The 21,874-nt window shown below is 48.2% G+C and carries 12 protein-coding genes; 1 reads left to right on the plus strand and 11 read right to left on the minus strand.

Annotated elements, in window-relative coordinates:
- Positions 1-154: 154 nt before the first annotated feature.
- The gene (locus GGU45_RS00675; RefSeq protein ID WP_435221080.1) at positions 155-1,006 is read left to right on the plus strand and encodes an N-acetylglucosamine kinase; all 852 of its coding nucleotides are present in this window, start codon (positions 155-157) and stop codon (positions 1,004-1,006) included.
- A gap of 103 nt (positions 1,007-1,109) precedes the next feature.
- Here the strand turns inward: GGU45_RS00675 and GGU45_RS00680 are convergent, their stop codons facing one another.
- From GGU45_RS00680 to GGU45_RS00730, 11 genes are all read right to left on the minus strand, one after another.
- Positions 1,110-3,701, minus strand: a complete 2,592-nt coding sequence (locus GGU45_RS00680; protein WP_435221082.1) for a glycoside hydrolase family 95 protein — start codon at positions 3,699-3,701, stop codon at positions 1,110-1,112.
- 168 nt (positions 3,702-3,869) lie between these two features.
- Positions 3,870-5,171 (minus strand): alpha-L-fucosidase, encoded by a 1,302-nt coding sequence (locus tag GGU45_RS00685; protein ID WP_435221083.1) that lies wholly within the window; start codon positions 5,169-5,171, stop codon positions 3,870-3,872.
- A gap of 54 nt (positions 5,172-5,225) precedes the next feature.
- Entirely contained in the window at positions 5,226-6,701 is a 1,476-nt protein-coding gene (locus GGU45_RS00690; protein WP_435221085.1) for an alpha-L-fucosidase, read from the minus strand.
- A gap of 476 nt (positions 6,702-7,177) precedes the next feature.
- Entirely contained in the window at positions 7,178-7,906 is a 729-nt protein-coding gene (locus GGU45_RS00695; protein WP_435221087.1) for a DUF4998 domain-containing protein, read from the minus strand.
- 16 nt (positions 7,907-7,922) lie between these two features.
- Positions 7,923-9,164, minus strand: a complete 1,242-nt coding sequence (locus GGU45_RS00700; RefSeq protein ID WP_435221089.1) for a DUF5000 domain-containing lipoprotein — start codon at positions 9,162-9,164, stop codon at positions 7,923-7,925.
- Positions 9,165-9,177: 13 nt separating this feature from the next.
- The gene (locus GGU45_RS00705) at positions 9,178-11,073 is read right to left on the minus strand and encodes a RagB/SusD family nutrient uptake outer membrane protein (RefSeq protein WP_435221091.1); all 1,896 of its coding nucleotides are present in this window, start codon (positions 11,071-11,073) and stop codon (positions 9,178-9,180) included.
- Between the two features lie 29 nt (positions 11,074-11,102).
- Positions 11,103-14,489 (minus strand): SusC/RagA family TonB-linked outer membrane protein, encoded by a 3,387-nt coding sequence (locus GGU45_RS00710; protein WP_435221093.1) that lies wholly within the window; start codon positions 14,487-14,489, stop codon positions 11,103-11,105.
- Positions 14,490-14,687: 198 nt separating this feature from the next.
- Entirely contained in the window at positions 14,688-15,737 is a 1,050-nt protein-coding gene (locus GGU45_RS00715; protein WP_435221094.1) for a FecR family protein, read from the minus strand.
- Positions 15,738-15,802: 65 nt separating this feature from the next.
- Positions 15,803-16,387, minus strand: coding sequence for an RNA polymerase sigma-70 factor (locus GGU45_RS00720; RefSeq protein ID WP_435221096.1), 585 nt, complete (start codon positions 16,385-16,387; stop codon positions 15,803-15,805).
- Positions 16,388-16,954: 567 nt separating this feature from the next.
- Positions 16,955-19,513: a beta-galactosidase GalB gene (galB, locus tag GGU45_RS00725; RefSeq protein WP_435221098.1), complete on the minus strand. Its 2,559-nt coding sequence runs from the start codon at positions 19,511-19,513 to the stop codon at positions 16,955-16,957.
- A gap of 247 nt (positions 19,514-19,760) precedes the next feature.
- Positions 19,761-21,842 (minus strand): family 20 glycosylhydrolase, encoded by a 2,082-nt coding sequence (locus tag GGU45_RS00730; protein ID WP_435221100.1) that lies wholly within the window; start codon positions 21,840-21,842, stop codon positions 19,761-19,763.
- Positions 21,843-21,874: the final 32 nt, after the last annotated feature.

The raw sequence follows: 21,874 nt of genomic DNA on the forward strand, positions 1-21,874 counted from the left end.
CGCAAACAAACCGATTTAATGCCGGCCTGAAGCCTGTAAAATATTGAAGTAAAATTTTAAATTCCAATTATTTAGAAAGGAAACCTGGAATATCTTTAAAAAACAAGATTTTGCGGTTTTCAATCAATTCCGCTCTTAAAAACAAATAACAACGATGATCCTTATTGCAGATGGCGGCGCCACCCGGACTTCCTGGAGTTTTATCAATGACGAGTCGGTATTTAATTTTGAAACCGAGGGATACCACCCTTTTTTTGTAGACGCCCGGTATATTGAGCAGTCTCTACAAAAAGCGTTACCAGACATACTGGCTTCCTGCTGCGATCAAATAAGGGAGGTTTGTTTTTACAGCGCGGGGGCGGGTTATTCAGCGGAGGCGGATATGGTTTTAAAAAATGGAATCGCTTCGGTGTTTCCGCATGCCGGCGTTTCTCTTGCAACGGATCTCCTGGCTGCATCCCGGGCCCTACTGCAAAAAGATGCGGGCTTTGCCGCCATCCTGGGTACCGGCAGCAACAGCGGGCTGTATAATGGAAAGGAGATCACCCATAATATTGAATCCGGCGGTTTTTTATTGGGTGATGAAGGAAGCGGAGCCTATCTCGGCAAAATGATTATTGCGGGCTATATCCGGGGGGAAATGTCTGGTGAACTAAAGCAGGCTTTTGAAGACCGGTACCAGCTAACGCCGGAGCAGCTCATTAATGAAGTATATACCACTAAAACACCCAACCGGTACTGTGCCCGGTTTGCTGCATTTGCCGGTGCGCATATTCAGAACACTTATTGCCGGGAACTGGTCATAGTCAACTTTGATGACTTTTTCAAAAAGATCATTGTCCATTACCCCAATTACCAGCACTATTCCATTAATGCTGTGGGATCTGTTGCCTATTACCTGAAGGATATTTTTGAGGAGGTGGCGGCCCGCCATGGGATGACGGTGGGCAATCTGTTCCCCTCCGCTATTGACGGGCTTACCCGTTATCACCAGGCCCGGCATTAATCCAGGTCCCATTTTCCCAAACGCATGGCCCCGGACCAGGCATAACAAACTTACCTTTTCAGTTCCGGCAGGAGCAAAAAGACCTTAAATACTGGCGTGGTTACTACTTTCTCAACGCAGTTAAAGTAAGCTGCTCTCCGGCCTTTGTACTCAAATAGTACGTATACCCTGCGGACGGGGCAAAAGTCCCTCCTTTCTGCCGGGAGTGATCCAGGAAGCCGGTAGTCCGGATGGGCTCCATCATCGGATTTTTTGCAGCATCCTTTAAAAGCCTGCCGCCTTTTATCCGGAGCGCTACCGGGCTTTTGATGGGCAGGATACCGCCTTTCTTTGCAATGATCCGGGCGCTCGTTAGCCGATGCCCGGCCCAATTAATATCCACTTCAAAATCCCCCCGCGCTTTTATCCCCTTTATGGCGCCCTGCGCCCATTTATCAGGCAATGCAGGCAACAGGTGCAGGTAGCTGTCGTGCGACTGTAATAGCATTTCGGTGATCCCTGCCGTAGCACCAAAGTTCCCGTCTATCTGAAAAGGCGGGCAGGCATCAAACAGGTTAGCATAACACCCGGACCCCCCAAAAGCCGGGTCATCTTCTTTAACCAGGTGAATGAGTTTTGATAAGATACTCAATGCCCGGTTGCCATCGTATAAGCGGGCCCAAAGATTTACCTTCCACCCCATAGACCAGCCGGTAGCCTGATCGCCACGGCGTTCCAGCACCCGCTTTACCGCGCCGGTCAGTACCGGGCTGCTGTTGGGAGTGATCTGGTTGCCGGGGTGAAAGGGATATAAATGCGACAGGTGACGGTGATGTACATCCTGCTCTTTAAAATCCCATTGCCACTCCTGTAGTTGCCCCAAAGAGCCCAACTGGTAGGGCAGCAGTTTTTCCAGTTTTGCTTCAATCTCCGTTTTTAAATCATCGTCAACGCCCAGTGCTTTTTGAGCTTCCAGAAAACGCGAAAAACTTTCCCTGATAATGGCCATATCCATGGTGGGACCCGGACTAAGGGTGGAGTTTTGCCCATTGCCATACACAAATGCATTTTCCGGCGAATGCCCTACCGGTGTTACCAGGTAACCGTCTTTATTAAGAATGAGCCAATCTTTATAAAACTGTACCGCCCCCCTTAGCAGCGGATAGATCTCTGTTTTTAAGAATGTTTTATCGCCGGTAAACAGGTAGTGCTCCCATAAATGACTGGTAAGCCAGCCTGCTTCCATGGGCCAGAAAGAACAAGCACAGATATCAATGGGATCGCCCTTTCGCCAGATGCTCATGTTATGGTTTCCCATCCATCCCTGGTTGCCATAGATCCGAAGGGCTGCTTCTTTACCATTTACGGCTAATTCCTTTACGGCGTTAAAAAGCGGCTCATGACATTCGGAAAGGTTGGTGACCTCCGCCGGCCAATAGTTCATCTCCAGGTTGATATTGGTGGTATAGGCGCTGGCCCAGGGCGGTATTACCTTATCATTCCAGATGCCCTGCAGGTTTAAGGGTTGTCCGCCGTTCCGGGATCCGGCAATCATCAGGTATCTTCCATACTGAAAAAAAAGGGTTACCAGGTCTTCATCACCGCCTTTTGCATAATTCATGATCCGCTGATCCGTTGGCAGCAGGGCCTGTCCGGTCTTTGTATTTAAAGTAAAATGCACCCTGTCAAACAATTTCCGGTAATCTGCTATATGCCGTCCCAATAATGCGTTGTAACTCAACTTACGGAGTTTTGTCATCTGCGCACGGGTGCGTTCTGCAGCCAGCTGCGGGAATAAAGCAGGGCTGGTTTGAAAATCCTTAAAGCTGGTAGCCGCGGTTATATACAATACCAGGTCCTGCACCCCTTTTACAACAATCCGTCCTTCCTTAATCACCACTTCACCCCCGGTATGGGTAAAGCGGATCCTGTTTTGAAAATACATTCCCAGGCCATCCGCCTCATCGGCATAGAGCACTGTTTTGGCAAACGGCTTCCTTGAGCCATCCATATTAAAGAGTTCGGGGTATTTTCGCTGATCGCCTGCAGCTTCTACCTGCGCCAGGCTCCTTCTTAATACAAAGCCCGGGGCACGGCCATTCAAAAGGTATTCATTCCCTTCCGTGGACAGTTGCATTACGGGTATGTGCGGAGTAGTGAGCCGGATACTGCCATTGATCTTTCCCGGTCCCTGCGCACTCATTCTGAACACCAGCACCCGGTCCGGATTGGATGCAAACACCTGGCGCTTATATCTTGTTTTACCTGCCGCATACTCCACGCCGGCAACCGCATTGCCGATATCGAGATAGCGTCTGAAGTCTTTAATAGCACCGTTGTAATCAAAATCCAGGAGCAGATCGCTCATTGGCTGGTAACACTCCAATGCCCGGCCCAGCCATTGTTTCGTAATAAGCCCCTGCGCCTCCGAATACCGGCCGGCATTCATCAGCTCCATTACTTCATTGTAATGTTCACGTATGGAGGGCACTTTATAGTTGGTTGCAGGGTCGCCGGAGTACAGCGTATTTTCATTAAGCTGGATCCTTTCCCTGACGGGATCTCCAAAGATCATGGCCCCCATAAACCCATTACCCACCGGCAGGGCCTCCGTCCAGGTTTGGGCGGGCTTGCTGTAGTAAAGTTGCTGCCTGTTGTTTTGGGAGAACGTTGGGTTTCCACAAAGAAGCAGCAGAGCTATCGCCAAAAATCTCATTGTTAATTTCTGTTTTCTATTTGTGTTCATTTTACAGCGCATTCGGGATAAAGATAACGACCCCTCCGGCAACCGCGGTGCGCTGTATTTCTTCTGTTCGTTGCCTTAAGCTCCTTCAAAATTGAATCCGCGGCTGATCCTTAAAAGTTGAAGGCTACCTGTACCCTGCTATCTCAATACCAGCTCCACCACATAGTCCGTTTCATCCGGTTGCTTCTCCAGCAATAACAAAACGCCCTCCTTCTGCTGAACAAATTTTACGGGTTTTTTATCGATGAATACTTTTGCAGACCGGATCTTCTTTCCCGTTAGGGGAAGCAGTAATTCCTTACCCTGCAGATCAAGAATATGCACAAACAGGCGGTCTTTTTTTTGTGTGGTAACTCCCCATTTTTGCGCAGCTACCAGCCCTCCTCTTGTACCATAAATCGTTTCTCCATATTGCTGTAACCATTTACCCATGGCTCCAAAGCGCTGTACGGCAATCTCCGGCAATGTTCCGTCCGGGCGTGGGCCTACATTCATTAAGAGGTTGGCATTGTTTCCCGCTGCTTTTACCAGGTATTGGATCAGCGTTTTTTCTGATTTATAATTATTATCGGTAATCTTATACCCCCAGGAGGTATTCATCGTTTCACAGGTTTCCAGCGGCAGCGCTGAAACTTCCACGCCATGGGAAAAACCCGCTTTGTTCTGTCCCGGCAGATCCCGCTCAAAGGCTTGTGCATCCTCACCCTCCAGCGCTGCCCAGTGATGGTTGTTGATCACAAGACAACCGGGCTGCAATGAATGGATCAGTGTATAGATCTCATCAAATTTCCAGTTAAACGCCTTTCCTTTATCCCAGGCGCCATCGAACCAGATAGCACCGATCTCCCCATAATTGGTCAGCAACTCTCTCAGTTGCTTTAACATAAACTGGTGATAGGTGTTGTAATCCGGCTGTCCCTCCCCCGTCCATTTTGCAGCAAGCCCTCCTCCCTTGGGATTGTAATCAGGACGCCCCCAGTCCAGCAGGGAGTAATAGAAATGCAGCTTCATACCCTGCTTATGACAGGCATCCGCCAGCTCTTTTAATACATCGCGCTTAAACGGTGTGGCATCCACAATATTATAGTTCGAACTTTTGGTACCAAACATGGAGAACCCATCGTGGTGACGTGATGTAATACAGATATATTTTGCACCGCCCGCCTTTAGTGCAGCCACCCATGCTTCCGCATCAAACTTTGATGGGTTAAAGCCTGCAGCCAGTTTGCTGTATTCTTCATAGGGGATCTTTTTTTGCAACATGGCCCATTCGCCGTCGGCCAGCATACTGTAAATACCCCAGTGAATAAACACCCCCAGTTTATTATCCTGGAACTGTTGCCGGTAGGCCAGGTTTTCTTTTGAGGGAACATAGTTGCGTTGTGCATCTGTGATCAACGCCGTTGTTAAAAACATTAAAATCAAAATACTCCGGTTCATAAATACTTATTATAATTAGCAAATACTGTTCAACAAATACGCAGCGCTCTTTTATCAGATCTCCGGGATCTCATAGGCTGCTGCTTCCGATAGTAAGGGACTGGCCATCGCCTCCAAACGAAGTCTTATTTTACCGGTGCTGCAGGGTGCAAAACGCACTATTTTTTTATAGCCGATCGTTGAACCACGAGCAGCCTGTTTCCATTGCCCATCCGCCAAATACTCGACCGTAAAACCAGAAATGCGTTGTCCCAGTGCGATATACTCCTGCAAAACCAGGCAATTGATCGTTTTTGTGCCGTTCAGTTCAAACTCAACAATGGCGCCCTGCGTTCCGTCCTTAGCAGCCCAGTAGGTTTCGGGATTATTATCGGTCAGCCTTCCCGGCTTGTAGGCCCGCCCCCTGGTATCACTTGCCCATGCCTTGCAACCCCGCAACAGGTTTTTTGAAAAGGCCCGATCCAGATAATTTCTAAACTCCATCAGGCGCAGGGAATCCGTTGTATGGATCTTCCCGGTACGATCGGGCGGTATATTCAGGTTTAATGAAGTTCCATTACCCACGGAATGAAAATAAATATCCATGAGTTGAGACAGTGATTTTACCTTACTGTCTTCTGCCGGGTGAAAGAACCATCCCGGGCGGATGGAAACATCGGTTTCTGCCGGCATCCAGTATTGACCATTGCGGGTACCGGTTTCACCCAGCCAATACTGGCAGGTTCCGGCATAGGCCTTTGTAAATCCTTTAGCCGGCAATGGCGTATAGGTTGCCCAGCAGGAATCTTTGGCATGCCCATGCTCATTGCCTACCCAACGGATATCCGGTCCTGCATCGCTGAACATAATGGCATTGGGCTGCAGCCGGCGTACCAGTTTAAAAGTTTCTTCCCAATCGTAGTAATGGGAACGGTCGATGAATCTTTTTTCCTTTGCACCGCCGTAATACCCATCGCCCCCATTGGCGCCATCGAGCCATACCTCAAAAATAGCTCCATATTGGGTCAGCAATTCCTTAAGCTGGTTGCGGTAATAGGTAATGTATTGCGTGGTGCCATAATCTGCATGATTGCGGTCCCAGGGCGAAAGGTAAACACCAAACTTTATCCCATACTTTTTGCAGGCTCTGGACAGCTCCCGCACTACATCTCCTTTGCCATTTTTCCAGGATGAGTTCTTCACCGAATGGTTTGTATAGGCTGAAGGCCACAGGCAAAAACCATCATGGTGTTTGGCGGTAATGATCGCTCCTTTAAAACCGGCTTTGGCTAATGTGCCGATGATCTGATCTGCATCAAAATCTGTCGGATTGAACACATCTTCCTTTTCATCCCCATATCCCCACTCTTTGCCGGTGAAGGTATTTACCGTAAAATGCAGGAAGGCGTAGGTTTCCATTTTGTGCCATTCCAGCTGGCGCTTACCTGGCAGCGCTCCATAAGGCGCCGGGGGCATCACCTTCGGGGAGCAACCGATTGCCAGTATTGAAATTATCAGCACCGGTACAACAGGATCAATCCATTTTTTCATATCGCATACGTTTTATAAATATGCAGCCTCCGGGAATCATTTTTTGCCACTGAGGCAAAGCAATTTTATTTTACCACCGGAGTGCCGTATTGATTCCCTACTTTATTTTTTTTATTTTTACCACCCCGCAAGCTACTTTGTTTTAGCCAGGCTTCCCCAATGGCAAGGAAGTATTTATCATCCTATTTTACCCATTTATCACACTTTTTCATGCACACCAACACTATACGGTTCCCTGCTCCATCAACGAAAGACTCTTTGAGGATATCCTTTTATTTTAAAGAACAAAATTTATAGGAAACAACCCGAAATCAATAATTAAACCTGTTTCATGGTATTGTCTGTTGTCATCATCCCGGCCCATTAAAGTGCCGGAAATCATTTGCATAAAAAAACGCGGAGATAGCAAACACCCCGCGTTTCATATAGTATCTGATATAAAATTCTTAGTTCCGCTGCACTTCTTCCTCTCCTGTTTAAGGCAATACGTAAGACTGAGCAACGGCAGTTAACGTATCGATAGATCCTGCCGGTAAAAAAGCAGTTGCCACTTGTATGCTGGTTCCTGATTGAAGCCCCTGCAGTGTAGTTTGGGTAGTTGCATTTTCCACGCGAACGGTTTGTTCCGCTCCATCTAACTGGTATTTTATCGTTGTATAAACAATGGCAGCGCTTGCCACTGCATTCCAGTTTACCAGCATATTTCCACTGGTCTGTTTGGCAATGGACGCTATCGTCCGGTTTCTCAGATTTCCAACGTAAGTATCTCCATATACCGACACGGAAACCTGCCGGGGCAATGAGCGAAGCCCGGTAGCGTCCTTTGTCAGGAATTCGAATATATAATCGCCTTCGCTTAAATTTTCCAGGGTGTATTCCATCGCCATGCGTTCGTTTTGCGGGCGCGTAATATTTATGATGGCAGAATCTTCCCTTTTGTTCCAGTAAATGAGCGTTTGCGTAATGCGGGGATCTGCTTTTACCTCCCAGGTAAATTTGGCCTTGTTATATCCCGGCGCTACTTTAAGGGAGTCAACCACTCCCAGGTAAACGCCCTCCGGCCGGTCGTAGAACGGATCGCTTACATCGTACATACTTTTATGACAGGAGGTACCAACGCATGCAATGATCAGCATCGCCATCAAACTCCCCCACAGCTTGCCTGATGACCGTTCCTTTGAAAATAAATTCCTATATAGCTTCATGATCGTATTATATTTTTTATTTGTTTGCAGAATCATCTCCAAATATGGAAAGCTCTGCAAAGTGAATTGCCGCTGTCTTTTGCCAGGTTTCCTTAACCACAAACCGGAGGTAACGCATTTTGCCAGCGCCCGGTTTAAACAGAAACTCGAAACCCGCCGCTTCCGCAGCCTTGTCTTCATTGGTAATGCCGGGCCCGCCGGAAGGCTTCACTTCCTCAAAATCGCCCAACTGTGTCCATTCATTTTTCCAGGCATCTGTTTTCCAGTAGTCATCCGTGCGGCTATGGCTGAGTGTATTGCTGCCCCACACTTCAAAAAACCGGGGATTGTGCTGAGCGTAGGAGTAATCCAGACGGTTCCAAAGCACCATCCGGCTTAGTAATGCACTTACACCCAAATCGATGGTAAAGGTTTCGGGCATCACAAATCCCGCCGTTGGTTGGGTATGCCAGATTACGCTGGTGCTGCCGTCCCATACATTAGAAAGCGGCCGGTTATTGTGGCTGGTGTTGTTATCACCGGCGAGGTAGCCATCGGTAAATTTTTTCTTATCCAGCTGTTTTTCAAACAGGGGCGATGCTGCCTCCACCAGGGTATCGGTTGTATGCCCAAAGCGGTCCAGGATGCGCACGCCAAACTGGCGGCGGGTGGTATCAAACCCTCTCATAGCACGCACATCTTCATCCTTGCTGGAAAAAGAAAGTCCCTCTTCCTCCCATTCTCCCTGGTTGTTAACGGCATAGAGAAAGAAACCCAGAAGCTCTTTGGTTTCATTGCTCCAGTTCACGAGCACGCCGCTAAAGTCGGGTGTTATCTTAATGGTTTTAAACACTGTTTTCAGTGCCGGTTCCAGGGGCACAAAGGTTCCGGAATAGGCCGGCGATTTATTTTCGCTGTGGTCTACCAGGTAAAGCGAATAATCAACCGGAGCTACTGTTCCAAGCCCTTCTACGTTAACCGAATTTTGATATACGGAAGACCGGGTTACTTTTTTTACACCGTTGTCGCCGGTATACTCGCAAAGCACGTAGGAAATATCCGTTTCATTGGGGAGCTGGTAGCTGATAATGGCCCCGCCGGGTGTGGCCGTTGCTTCGGCACTTGTTATAGCCGGCGGAGGATTGCTATCGGTGCGTGGCTGGCCAATCTCCTCGCGTTTACATGCCGTTACCAAAACAGCAAGGAGGGCAAATGCTGTAATGCGCGTCAGGATGCCCCTGTTCCAAAAATGTATATTGTACATAATCACTTGTTTCATGTTTATAATCATTTTACCATCCGGGGTTCTGTACCAGGTTGGAGTTCCGGATAACGGATACCTGGTATAAGGGCCACAGATAATCCTTGTAAGTATAGTTGCGACTGTTAAAATAGGTGGTTACCTCATAATAGTCCTGGTCATTTAATCCCTGGAAGTTCCATCCCTGCACGGGCTGGTTGAGGTATTTCTGTGCGTCTTTCCAGCGCCTCAGGTCAAAGGCCCGCTGCCCTTCAAAGGCCAGTTCAATCATGCGTTCCCGCTTAATGATCTCCCGCATTCCTTCTTTGGTGGTGGGCTTGGTAGGCAGTGATGAATAGCGTCTCCAGGACTCTTCCACCCCTTTGAGGCCGGCACGGGTACGGATGCTATCTACCCACTGATACACTTCCTGATCCGGTGCATCCTTTACTTCATTGAGCGCTTCCGCGTACAGCAGGTAAAGATCTGCCAGCCGGATCACCGGTATGGTATAATTATACGGGCTTAAGCCGGTACCGGTAATCGAAGACCGGAAGCTCACCAGTTTTTTTATAAAGTAGCCCGTAGGAATATGGTTTGCGCTATAGACAACGCCCTGCGGTTCCCCGCTCCGGTTTTTAATAGTGGCCGTGGTTACTCCCAATAACGCCTGCACATCATAAAGCCCGCGGTCAAATGCCAGGTTGGCGTAAAATCTTGGTTCCCTGAAATAGTTCAGTTTTGCCGTGGTTTCATTGCTGGCAATAAAATACTTATGGGTTTTGTCCGTGTTCTTTTGCCTACTATACCGGTCTGCATAGTTCCAGGAAGGGTCTTCATCGATGGGCACCCCATTATTGGTATAGAATTGCTCAGCAACTTTCAGGGTCGCGCACAATTCCTGACTTCCCGCTACCTGGCTGGGGTAAAAATTGGGTGTGCAATAGTTTTGAAAACTGTTGGCAGATGTGGTGGGCGCAAAAATAATTTCGGGGTTCAGGGTAGCCCGCTCCGTTGCCGCCCCTCTTATGGTGAAATTTAATTGCAGGGTGTCCGCGATGTTGATTAACCCGTTTTTATAACGATAGAGTGCATTACCCAACAAATGCGCCATGTCCATTGCTTCCTTTATAGCGGTCGCTGCGCGCACCCATTTGTTACGATCTGCTGTTGCCGGAAAAAGCTTTGTGCCGCGGTTGTCGGTAACCTGCGTATAGTCGGGGTTCCCGTTCAGCAGCGGGCTGGCCGTCCATACCAATACCTTTGCTTTAAGCGCGGCCGCGGCCACTTTGGTAGGCCGGCCCATTTCATTGATGGGGTCTTCAATCATCTCCGGCAAACCTTCTTTGGCCTCATCCAAAAGGTTTACAATATAATCGGTCACCTTATCCACCGGCTCACGGTACACCCTCGCTTCAGCGGGGTCTACTTCCATCGACAAGTTCTTATCTACGATGGGAATGGGCCCATAAAGCTGAAACAGGTAATAATGCAGGTAGGCTTTTACAAATTTTACTTCTGCAATCCAGCGCGACCGTTCATAATCGGTAATGTCCAGTACCTTGCCGATATTTTCTAAAAAGATATTGCAATCCCGGATGCCGACCCAGATGTTCTTACCATCGCGGCGCCCATCCCAGTAATTCCAAAGCGGGTCGGTCATGTTCTGGCCACCTCTGGCAATCTGGGATCCGCTTCTTCCATGAATACCGCTGTTATCCATATCCCACCAGATTTCATCAGAGCCCACATTGCCCGGATAGGTAAAGGGGTCATTCTGATTGGGCATCATATTAAAACAGGAAAAAAGAAATTTTTCCGCATTGGCCCGGTTGCTGAACGCATTGTCCAGTGTGGCCACGCCGTCCGGAACCACATCCAGATATTTTTTGCAGCCAAAACTGCCAAGGCTCAGCAATACCAATAGTATTATCCTGTATTTATTCATTATTATTTGCATCATGTCAGATTTCATCGTTAAAGTTCAAGATTGATTCCCAGGTTCACTACACGCTGAACGGGGTAGTTAAAGGCATTACCGGCCTGCTCGGGATCCCATAGCTTAAAGTTCCGGATCTGGAATAAGTTATTCCCCGAAGCATAGATGCGGGCGCCTCTAAAACCGATCCTTTTTAAGAGCGATTGGGACATGGTATACCCGATCTCGGCCGTTTTCATACGCAGGAAGGCGCCGTTACGCATCCACCAGGTGCTGGAAACCGTGTTATTGTCGATATTGGTAGTGGACAGCCGGGGCCAGAAGGCAAATATATCCCGGGTATCTTCGGACCAATAGCTGTCTGCAATAGCCTGCAGCACGGCCCGGTTTTGTACACCGGCAATATCCTGATCGGATCCAAAAGGCGCCACAGCGGAAGGATCGATCCAGAAGGACGATAGCGCAGAGCCCTGGAAGAAACAGTTGAAATCAAATTTTTTGTAGCCGATGGAAAGACCAAACCCATAGATGATCTCCGGCGTGGTAGGATACCCAATAGGCACCTGGTCATTTTCATCAACCCGCCCGTCATTATTGATATCCTTGTATTTGATATCGCCGGCTTTATACTCGCCAAAGGTTTGCAGGGGGGAGTTGGCCACTTCTTCATCATCTAAAAAGTAGCGTTCGGCGATATAGCCCCAGCGCTGTGAAATTTTTTGTCCCTTATGAAACCGCCAGGGTGTGGCGGCGTAATCGGGCTCTTCATACAGTTCAAACTTGCTGGAAGCATAGGTAAAGTTTCCGCGCACAACGGCCCAAAAATCCTGCGAAAAATTCTGAGTATAGTCTAAAGAGATATCAACGCCCCTTCCGTTTGCCTTGCCAATATTGGCTTTGGGGCTAGCCTGCAGACCCATGGTAGTGGGAATATCGGCGCGCAGCTGCAGGATCTTGCTTCTTTTTTCTACAAAATAATCGGCCTGGATATTGATATTGCGGAGCAGGCTCAGTTCCACGCCATAGTTGCTTTTCTGACTTACCTCCCAGGTAATTAAGGGATCCGAATAACGGGAGATGGAGATCCCCGGCCTGTTATACCCAAAGTTTTCCCCAAATGAAAAACCCCTGCCGCTATTGTTCATATTGACATTGGAAAGATAGTAGAAGCGGTCTTTAATATCACCGATGGCATCGTTACCCACCAGGCCATAAGTGGCTTTGAGCTTTAATTTGGAAACGATATCTTTCATCGATTCCCAGAATTCCTCATTGGATATCACCCAGCCCGCACCAACGGAGGGGAAGAAACCCCAGCGCTCTTCCTTAGAAAACCGTTCAGAACCATTGTACCCGAAATTGGCCTCTACAAAATACCGGTTGTCATAGCCATAAGTAAGCCTTCCGGCCAGGCCTGCGTTTCGCTGCGGCAGCGAGCTTTGCAGATCATCATAGGAACCGTTTTTATTTTCGCGCACATTGAACAACAACATACCGGAAACCGAATGGTCGCCAAAGCGGTTGTCATAATTCAGCGCAGTTTCAAAATACACCGAATTATTCATGGTCCTGGGTGAAGGCACATAATCCAGGTAATCGGTACCCGTATTCGGATTGAGCGGCATCAGCCGGTAATCATTTCTCCCCGCACCTATTTCTGCTACCGGAGCCAATGCATAGGTGAACGGTATGTACTGGCGTCTTACTTCCAGGTCTGCAAACCGGTTAATATTGTACATGGCCCTTGCCGACAGCCCCTTGGTAATAAAATTGAGGTTCTGGTTCAATCCAAACTGGATGTACATCGATGAGCGGTCATCCGTCCGGTATCCCTTTACCATGTCCGCATAGGGGTTCAGGTAGTTTCCGGCCGCTGTATTTCCAAAGAGGATATGTTTGGTATAAATATTTGCAGAGTCGGGCTCATAAAAGGGCAGAAAGTATACCGGGTTGGCCAGTACGGCCTTATTGTACAAACCGGTACCACCATCCAGCGGCCCCTGGTAATTATCAAAGGTACCACTTAGCCTTACGATGGCTTCGGTTGTCTTTGTAAGGTTTACATTTACGTTGGACCTTAAAGAATACCGGTTGATCTGGATATTATTATTAAAGTTCTGCCGTTTATCCATCTTAATGATCCCGTTATCCCGTGTGTAGGCTGCGGCAATATAGTAACGGGCCACTTTTCCACCCCCACTTACGTTGAGGTTATAGCGCTGGTTATAGGTAACCTTATCCAGCAGCATCTTCTGCCAGTCAATAGCAGGGTATCTTACAGGATTCGCTCCCTGTTCGGTAAAATAGATCTTACTTTCATCATAGGGAAGACGGGTACCCGTTGTCCGGGTGCGTAGGGCCTCGTTCTGCATTTTCATAAAGGTAACAGGATCTGCAAAACGCACGTTCTCCGTGGGAGAAGAGGAAGAAGTTTCTGCTCTGAATTTTACCTGGGCCTGGCCCTGCTTTCCTTCCTTGGTGGTAACCAGGATAACGCCATTGGCGCCTCTTGCACCATACAGCGCCGTTGCATTGGCGTCTTTCATCACCGAAAAGCTGGCAATATCATCCACCGTTAACCGGGAAAGATCGCCGGTTTCCATCTCTACCCCATCAATCAGGATAAGCGGGTTAGCCTTACCTGTACCAAAGGTAGTTACACCGCGCACAAAAAACTGGGCGTCATCGGCTCCGGGTTCCCCGCTGCGCTGATAGGCGATTACCCCGGCAATACGACCCGCCAGGGCCGTGGTCAGGTTGCTCGAAGGTACCCGTAAGGTTGAGGGATCAACCGTTGTTACGGATCCCACCACGGCTTCTTTACGCTGCTTTTGTCCGAAGGCTGTGATCACTACCTCATCCATTTTTTGCTTTTCCAGGTCTTCCTCCAGTACGATCACAGTATTCCGGTCGGTACCCGCTGCCAGTGTTTTGCTTTTGTATCCAACAGCCGTAACCACCAATGAGTCCTGTTCGGAATCTACTTCGATCATGAATTTTCCATCATTATCCGTAGAAGCACCCCGCTGTGTACCCTTAATGGAAACGGAAGCGCCCACAACCGGAACGCTCTGCACATTAATCACCTTTCCGTTCAGTACCCATGAGAGAGCCTGCTGCTGTCTTGCGGGCCGGAAGATGGTGATCATCCGGTTCCCGGTTTTCCTGTAACTAAGATCTGTGCCCTGCAATAGTTCCGCCAATGCCTGGTCTACCGTTACATCTTTTACAGTTGTACGAACGCGGAGACCCGTCAATAGCTCGTTCTTATAAAAAAAGCTATAGCTGGTCTGCCGTTCAATATTTTTAAGGGCCTGCTCAACCGGTATATTCCGTAAGTTCAGACTTACTTTTTCCTGTCCGCTGCTTGTAGCTGCAATACACTGAAATCCCGTTACCAGGATCATTAGAATGGAAAGCTTCATCAAAAGGAATAACTTAATAAAGGTTCGATGCCTCGGTTTTACCAAAGCATGAATGATTAATTTCATATTTTTGCAATGATTTAATGTGATAATGTCGCTTGGGGAAGCGGTTTTTATTGCTGCAAATTTTGCGGGGAATGCTACGAACATTTCCCGCTTTTTTTAACTCTTCATGTACATACTTTTTTGTTTTTTATTTTATGGCGAAATCGTTACAATTTTGTTGCGGATGGTATAATGAAATGCCCCGGTTAATTTGAGAGACTCCAGCACCTGCTCCAGGCTGGCCCCCTCCCCAACGGCCCCACTATACTCCACTAATTTCAGTTGTTCACCGGTGATCTGAACATCTACGTTGAACCACCGCGACAATTCCCTGGCCACTTCATCCAATCGCTGTTTATCAAAAACCAACCGGTTATTAACCCACTGCGTTTCTGCCGGGCCAGAGCTGTCTTCAACCGGCTTTATCTTTTTTACAGCGTACAGGATCGTTGTTTCCTTTCCAGCCACTCCTTTATCCAGTACGGTTCCTGAATTGTTTATGGAGATCTTTTCAAATGGCTCCAACAAAAACTTTCGGGCGGGATCCTTCCGCATGCTAACCTCCACCGATCCCCGGATAAGGGTTGTTTCAGTGCTCCGGTCATTCCCATACGCTTTTACATTAAAGATGGTACCCAGTACTTTTACATCAATAGTAGCCGTATGAATAATAAACGGCCGGTTCTTGTCCTTCACCACATCAAAGTATGCTTCACCCGTCAGCACAATCTCCCTGTCTGCCTTTCCAAAATCTTCGTCATACGACACTTTGCTGTCTGCATTCAACCATACCTGTGTACCATCCGGAAGCAGGATATAGGATTTTGACCCCTTCCTGGTAGCCACCACATTTTGTTTTGGCAGCTCTTTTCCCTGTGTGTACAAAAGATATCCGCCTAATCCCACCAGGAGCAACAGGCTGGCCGCTACAGCTATCAGCCGGTACAGGTTTATCCTTTTTCCTGCCGGCACATCCTGTTTCTCTAACTCCCTGTGCAAGCGCTGCAGCAAAGCTTCGATTTCAGGTTCGGAATACGAATCCCCGTATTCAAGTGGTTCCCGGAATACATCATCTACCAATAATACCAGAACCTCATCTCCGGGACTTTGCGCCAACAGCGCTCTCAGTTCCTTTAGCTCGGGCAACGATAGCGCTCCTGACTTTTTCTTTGTCAATAATTCGATCAATCTGCTCCCAGCCATTCACATAGATGTTATTCTACTATAGAAGACAGTTTTTTCGCCTGATCCCCCCAAAGCGCTCCCAATTATTTTTGCATTTTTTTTTGCGCGTAGTACCTGTTGTATTCGGGCAGCGATTCTTCCAGCAACTCCACGATCCGTTTCATGGCGATTGTCATCTGGTTTTCAACCGTTTTTACCGAAAGATCCAGTAAGGTTGCCACATCCTGGTATTTCAGCCCCTCTTCTTTGATCAGCCGGAATATGAGGCGGCAACGGGGCGGCAGCTCATTAATAACCCTGGCTATCTTTTGAAGGTTCTCCCGGGCAATCATACTGCATTCGGGTGTTTTAAACGACAGGGCGGCCGTCTCCCCCAGGTCCTCAAAACCTGAGACCTTCCGGCTCTTGATATGGTTCAACGCCTGATGCCTGGTGGCAATATAAATGTAATGGGAAAAATTCCGTATTGCCGTAAGGGTTTTCCGGTTTTCCCAGATCTTCACAAAAACATCACCCACAACTTCCTCCGACTGCTGCCGGTCGTTGATCACCGAATTGGCAAACGATACCAGGCCCGGCAGGTAATGCCGGAAAAGCCGATCGAAAGCGGAAAGATCATTTTGTTCCGAAATTGCAATCGTAAGGGTCTTAATTTTCTCTACAGTCATCACTACACGCTATTGGCTTGCTTTTAACTTTGATCCTCTATATCGTTATAATATCCCTTTTATCCAAAGATCCGGAAACGGTTTACTGCTCTGAACACCACGGGAATCCTGACGAAGATCAATGATTTTTCAATATGCTCCGCAACAATCAACGATAACGATTTCTTTCATTTTTCAGACTCAACTGCATTGCAAAAAAACCTGCAAAAAATTGACCATTACTGATGTTATTTTTGCCACTGAGCCGCAGAAACACTGAATCATTGTACTTCCCTGCTTCAGTTACATTTGTAGAGGAACCAAATGATGGTATTTAGCCAGAGTCCCGCCGATTGCAAACCTTGCGAAAACCCTTGCGCGCTTTGCGGTTAAACGGCCACAGGCACTAAGATGTCAAGAAACGTAGAAAATCTGTGCTTTTGTGGCGGCCGGTGATCTATTTCACGCAAAGACGCAACGGAGCAACGACGCGGAAGGCAATTGCCACGAAGGCTCAAAGACACGAAGATGCACGAAGAACGAATGGTGCCTCTTTGTGTTTCTTTGAGCCTTTGGGTCTTAGTGGCGCTATTGCACCAACACGGTTGTTTGCCCGGTTGTTAATCCATCCGCCGCTGCTTTTATTTTCAATATTCCCTTCGCTCCTTTTTTTGCCTTTACAATAACCAGGGCCATCCCGTTATAAGCACTTTTCTCCGGGCTCTGGAAAGATTCAAAGCTGGTAGCATCGCCGTTGTCAGTGGCCACGATCTCGCCCGGGCCTTCCACCGTAAACCGGATCTTCGGATGTGTACGCGGTACCATCCGGCCTTTTTTATCTTCCACCTTAACGGTGATAAAGGCGAGCTCATCGCCGTTGTTTTTAATTTTCTTTGTATTGCTGCTTAAATCCAGTTTTGCCGCTTCCCCGGTTGTGGTAACCACATCTGTAGCCCACTGTTTTCCCTGCCTGTATGCAATAACCTTTAGCTCACCGGGTGTATATACCACCTGATCCCAAACCAGCCGGAAGTCTTTACCCGCCTGTTTCTTTTTGCGGCCCAGGCTCTTCCCGTTCAAAAACAATTCAGCTTCATCGCCCGAGGTATATACGTGTACCGGTACAATAGAATCGATCCGTTCTGACCAGTTCCAGTGCGGCAGGATATGCGCCATGGGCAGGTTGGGCCTCCAGTGCGATTGATACAGATAGAAGCGATCCTTTGGAAAACCCGCCAGGTCAATGATACCGAAATAGCTGCTGCGGGAAGGTGGTTTGCTCTTTTGCAACTCCGCCAACGCCTTTTCCAGTTCTGCCCGTTTGGATGGATCGTTGCGAAAATTCAGCAGGTTGGTTTCATCGGAACCATAAGGTGTTGGTTCTCCCAGATAGTCGAAGCCGGTCCACACAAACTCGCCCAGCAGGTTTGGATATTTTGCATTGGTTGCAAATTGTACATCGGGTGTACAACCCCATCCCGGGTGATCCAGATCGTAGGAAGTGATCTGCCAGCTTTGACGGTTGGTTCCAAAAAAATATTCTCCACGGGAGCTTACGCAGCTGGAAGTTTCGCTGCCTAAGGTCGGCATATTTGCGTACCGCGGGTCGGCATCCCATTTGGCCTGTTGCCCAAAAAAATAATTCACTCCCATCAGGTCCAGTCCCTGAACGGCGCCTGAAGCTCTTCCTCCGTCCGGATCGTTATATCCGTTAGACACGGGACGTGTGGGATCTTCCCGGCGCATAATATCGGCCAGTTCTTTTGTCATGGCCACATCCCGCTGATCCATTACTTCGTTTCCGATACTCCAGATAAATACCGAGGGGTGATTCCTGTCGCGATGCACCAATGCTACCAGGTCTTTTTCATGCCATTCGTCATAAAGTTTATTATAATCGTTTTTCTTTTTCCCGTGCTTCCAGGCATCAAAGGCTTCATCCCAAACCAGGAAGCCCATTTCATCGGCCAATGCCAGCAGTTCAGGAGCCGGTGGATTGTGGGAGGTACGGATGGCGTTCACCCCCATCTCCTTTAACAATACCAGCTGCCGTTTTAATGCGCTCGTATTCATGGCAGCACCCAACGCACCCAGGTCGTGGTGATTGCATACACCCTGGATCTCCACCCTTTTCCCATTTAGCAGGAATCCATTCCTTGCTGTAAACTCCAGGGTTCTGAGGCCAAAGGTACTGTAGTAGGTATCTGTTTTCTTTCCATTTACCAATACCGTTGTTACGGCAAAATAGCGGTTCGGCGTTTCAATGCTCCAGATACGGGGATTGCGGACAGTGGCCGCAATATCAATTTTGGCATCATCCCCTTCTGCCAGGTCAACCTGTTTATTTTGAACGGAAGCTACTTTCTTTTTAAGTGTATTCCCCGCTCCTGCTTCATAAATATCGGTCTGCAGTGTTGCTCTTGCAGCCCGTCCGCTCTGGTTTGAGAGGGTCACCGTCATTTTTATTTCAGCAGCTGCTGCCGTAACTTTTGGTGTGGTAATATAGGTACCCCAATGCTTCACATGCACCGGTTCTGTTTTTACCAGCCACACATGGCGATAAATACCGGCTCCCGGATACCAGCGGGAATCCCATTTTTCGGTATTCAGTTTTACTGCCAGCACGTTCTCCTTCCCAAAAAGGATATAGGGCGACAGGTCCATACGGAAGGAAGTATACCCATAAGGCCAGGTACCTATATATTGCCCGTTGAGCCAGATTTCTGCATAGGCCATGGCGCCGTCAAAATCAATGAATATTTTTTTGCCGGCATCTGCTGCCGGAATTTTAAAATGCTTGCGATACCAGCCAATCCCTTTCCAGGGCAGTTTGCCGGTTTCGCCGGCCAGCTCTATACGGAAGGGGCCGGTAATAGCCCAGTCGTGCGGCAGCGAAAGCCGTTGCCAATCTCCATCGTTGAACCCGATTGTTTCTGCCTGCTGCGGCTCCTCCATCCGGGTGCCATCGGGCTGCAGGCCATATCTTTTAAATAACCAGCCCTCATCAAAGGACGTTGTTCCCGCACTGCCGAGGCGGGTAAAGGAAGATTGTTGGTTCGTGGAGACACGAACCAAGGCTGCGGAAGATTGCGCATGGGCACTATTGCTGCATAGAATGATGGCCAGTAAGCCTAAAATAAATCGCATTCCTTATTATGTTGTTTTGTTATAAAATACTTTTTTATGTTCTGCCATGTTTTACTTTTTTAACGCAAGGGGCGCAATGAATCCGCAATGGGGATCTTTTTCAACATCCTTGCGGATGCCTGGCGCTCTTTGCGGTTAAAACTTAAACGCAAAATTTGTACTCTTTTTTAGCGCAAGTGGCGCAACGGATACGCAATGTCCGCAATAGGCAAACCTGCCCCCAAAGCAGCATTCTCTTCCCTGCTCATTATAAAGTCCGGATCGCATCATCTGAGAGTTCTACATTAAATACTTTCAGATCACGGATCAGGGCTTTGGCGGCGTTCTTTTTGTCGCCAATAAATTGCAGAGGGAAGAAAAGCGTTTGCACTTTGGCGGTTTGTTTACCGTTAGGATAGGTTCTCTTTGCCCCTTCCAGCTTTTCCTTCAGCACCCCGTTTACATAAAGTGCGGTACCCTTGTTGTTACCTTTGATGGTGAGGTTCGTCCATTCATTTGCCGGCACTGTATAGTCAAAATTGTAATGATACCCTTCCCGCGAAAAGCCCAGCTTGCCGCTGCCCTGCTGGTTCAGGGTCACTTCAGCATCCTTTGAGCCAAACAATACGGAATTGGGTGCGTTGCCCGGTTCGGGCTTTATAGCAAAGCTAACCGTATAGCCGTAACCAATACCCGGGAACGGTGTTGTAACAAAGCTTTCTCCGCCTTTCAGCTGAAGGGCCTTTTCTTTTTTGCTGACCGGCGCATTGGCTGATGCTGTCTTTTTCCCGAAGCCGAAGCTCCCCCCGGCATTCATTGCCAGTACCAGCGAATCCTTTGCCCGGATGCGGCCCAGCATATTGAGTCCCGGGCCTTCGCCAACCTGTTTGGCCCGGCTGGCAAAATCGGTGTATTCCATCGGCTTTACGCTTCCGCCCCACATTTTCTGCGATAGTACCTGCATAGCCGGAAATACCCGGTGATGCACATCCTTTTCCGTAATTCCATTGCCCACATGATCGTTCCACACGGCAAAGGAGCCTCCTCTTAACAAAGGGTAATTTTCGTCAAAGGTTTCCTTGCCTATCCGGTTGGGGGTCCATTCCTCATAGAGTCTTTTTACATTCAGGTAATCATAGTAATAGCCAGCTGCCGGCACAATATAGAGCCAGCCATCCGGTGTGCTGATCCCTTTATATCCTAATGCAAACATATCCTTTGGCTCTGCATAACCATTATACCAGAGGTTCATGGTAACACCTTCTACTTTTACAGGCGTGTCTCCTTTTGCATGGGTAAGGGCGCCCCACATCCGTACTTTTTTTCCAAAGCCCTCTACAAAGCGAATATAGTGGTCGGTAAACTTCCTGAATTTTTCTGCGTCCTTTTTGGCATATTCATCCGTGCCAATATGCACTTCCTTACCAATAAAAACCGGGTTGGGTCCCTGAAGGTATTCCCTGAACACGTTATCGATAACCTCATAGGTAAGCGGGTTATCCAGGTCCAGGTGGTCCATACCGTATTGTTTGCTGCCCACACCCGGAACGGCTTTGCTAAACGCGAGCGAATGCGCCGGCACATCAATCTCCGGAATGATGTTAACCCCATACTGCTGTGCCATTTTCTGCAAATCGATAAATTCCTTTTTTGTGTAGCTGCCATCTTTTGCCGTCAGCCCCGGATACCGGTCGTTCTGCAAACGGAAGGCGGAATAAGTGCTATCCCAGTTATCGCCAAAGAACTGTTTAAATCCGTTATCATTTAGGTGGATATGAAAGTCGTTCATCTTATAATAAGACATGAATTTTACGTAGTGCTTCAAAAAATCGAGACTGAAGAATTTACGGCCTACATCCAATACAAATCCACGCACTTCATTCCGGGGATAATCGGTTGCCGTTCCTTTTGGCAATCGCTTTTGCTGGTCTAATAACTGGAGCACGGTGCGTGTAGCCCAGATAGCCCCCTGTACATCCTTTGCTTTGATCGTGATGCGATCATCTATTTGCAGGCTATAGCCCTCCGCCGGCAAATTGTTTGTGGCCGCATCCAGGCTCAGGAAAACCGCTCCTTTTTGATTCTGACCTGTTTTTACGGGGGAGGATACCCCGGTCATTATGGCTATATCGTCTGCCAATAATCGGGCCACGGGCAGCAATTCTTTACTATAACGCGGATCTACTACCAGGTTTGTTTTTGGTTTCCATTCAAAAGAGCCGCTGCTCCCCTGCCACTGCTGCAATGCGGGGATCACAAAGGGAGCGGGGTTGGTTTGCGCCGGGGCTGCAAACCCTGCAAAACATAACATCAGGAGGATAGCTCCTTTCATTTTTCTTACTACGTTCATTATCGATTCATTTTTTATTAGAACTTGCTTAT

Origin of the sequence: Niabella hirudinis, assembly GCF_051201075.1 — a bacterium.
Classification (GTDB): Bacteria; Bacteroidota; Bacteroidia; order Chitinophagales; family Chitinophagaceae; genus Niabella; species Niabella hirudinis.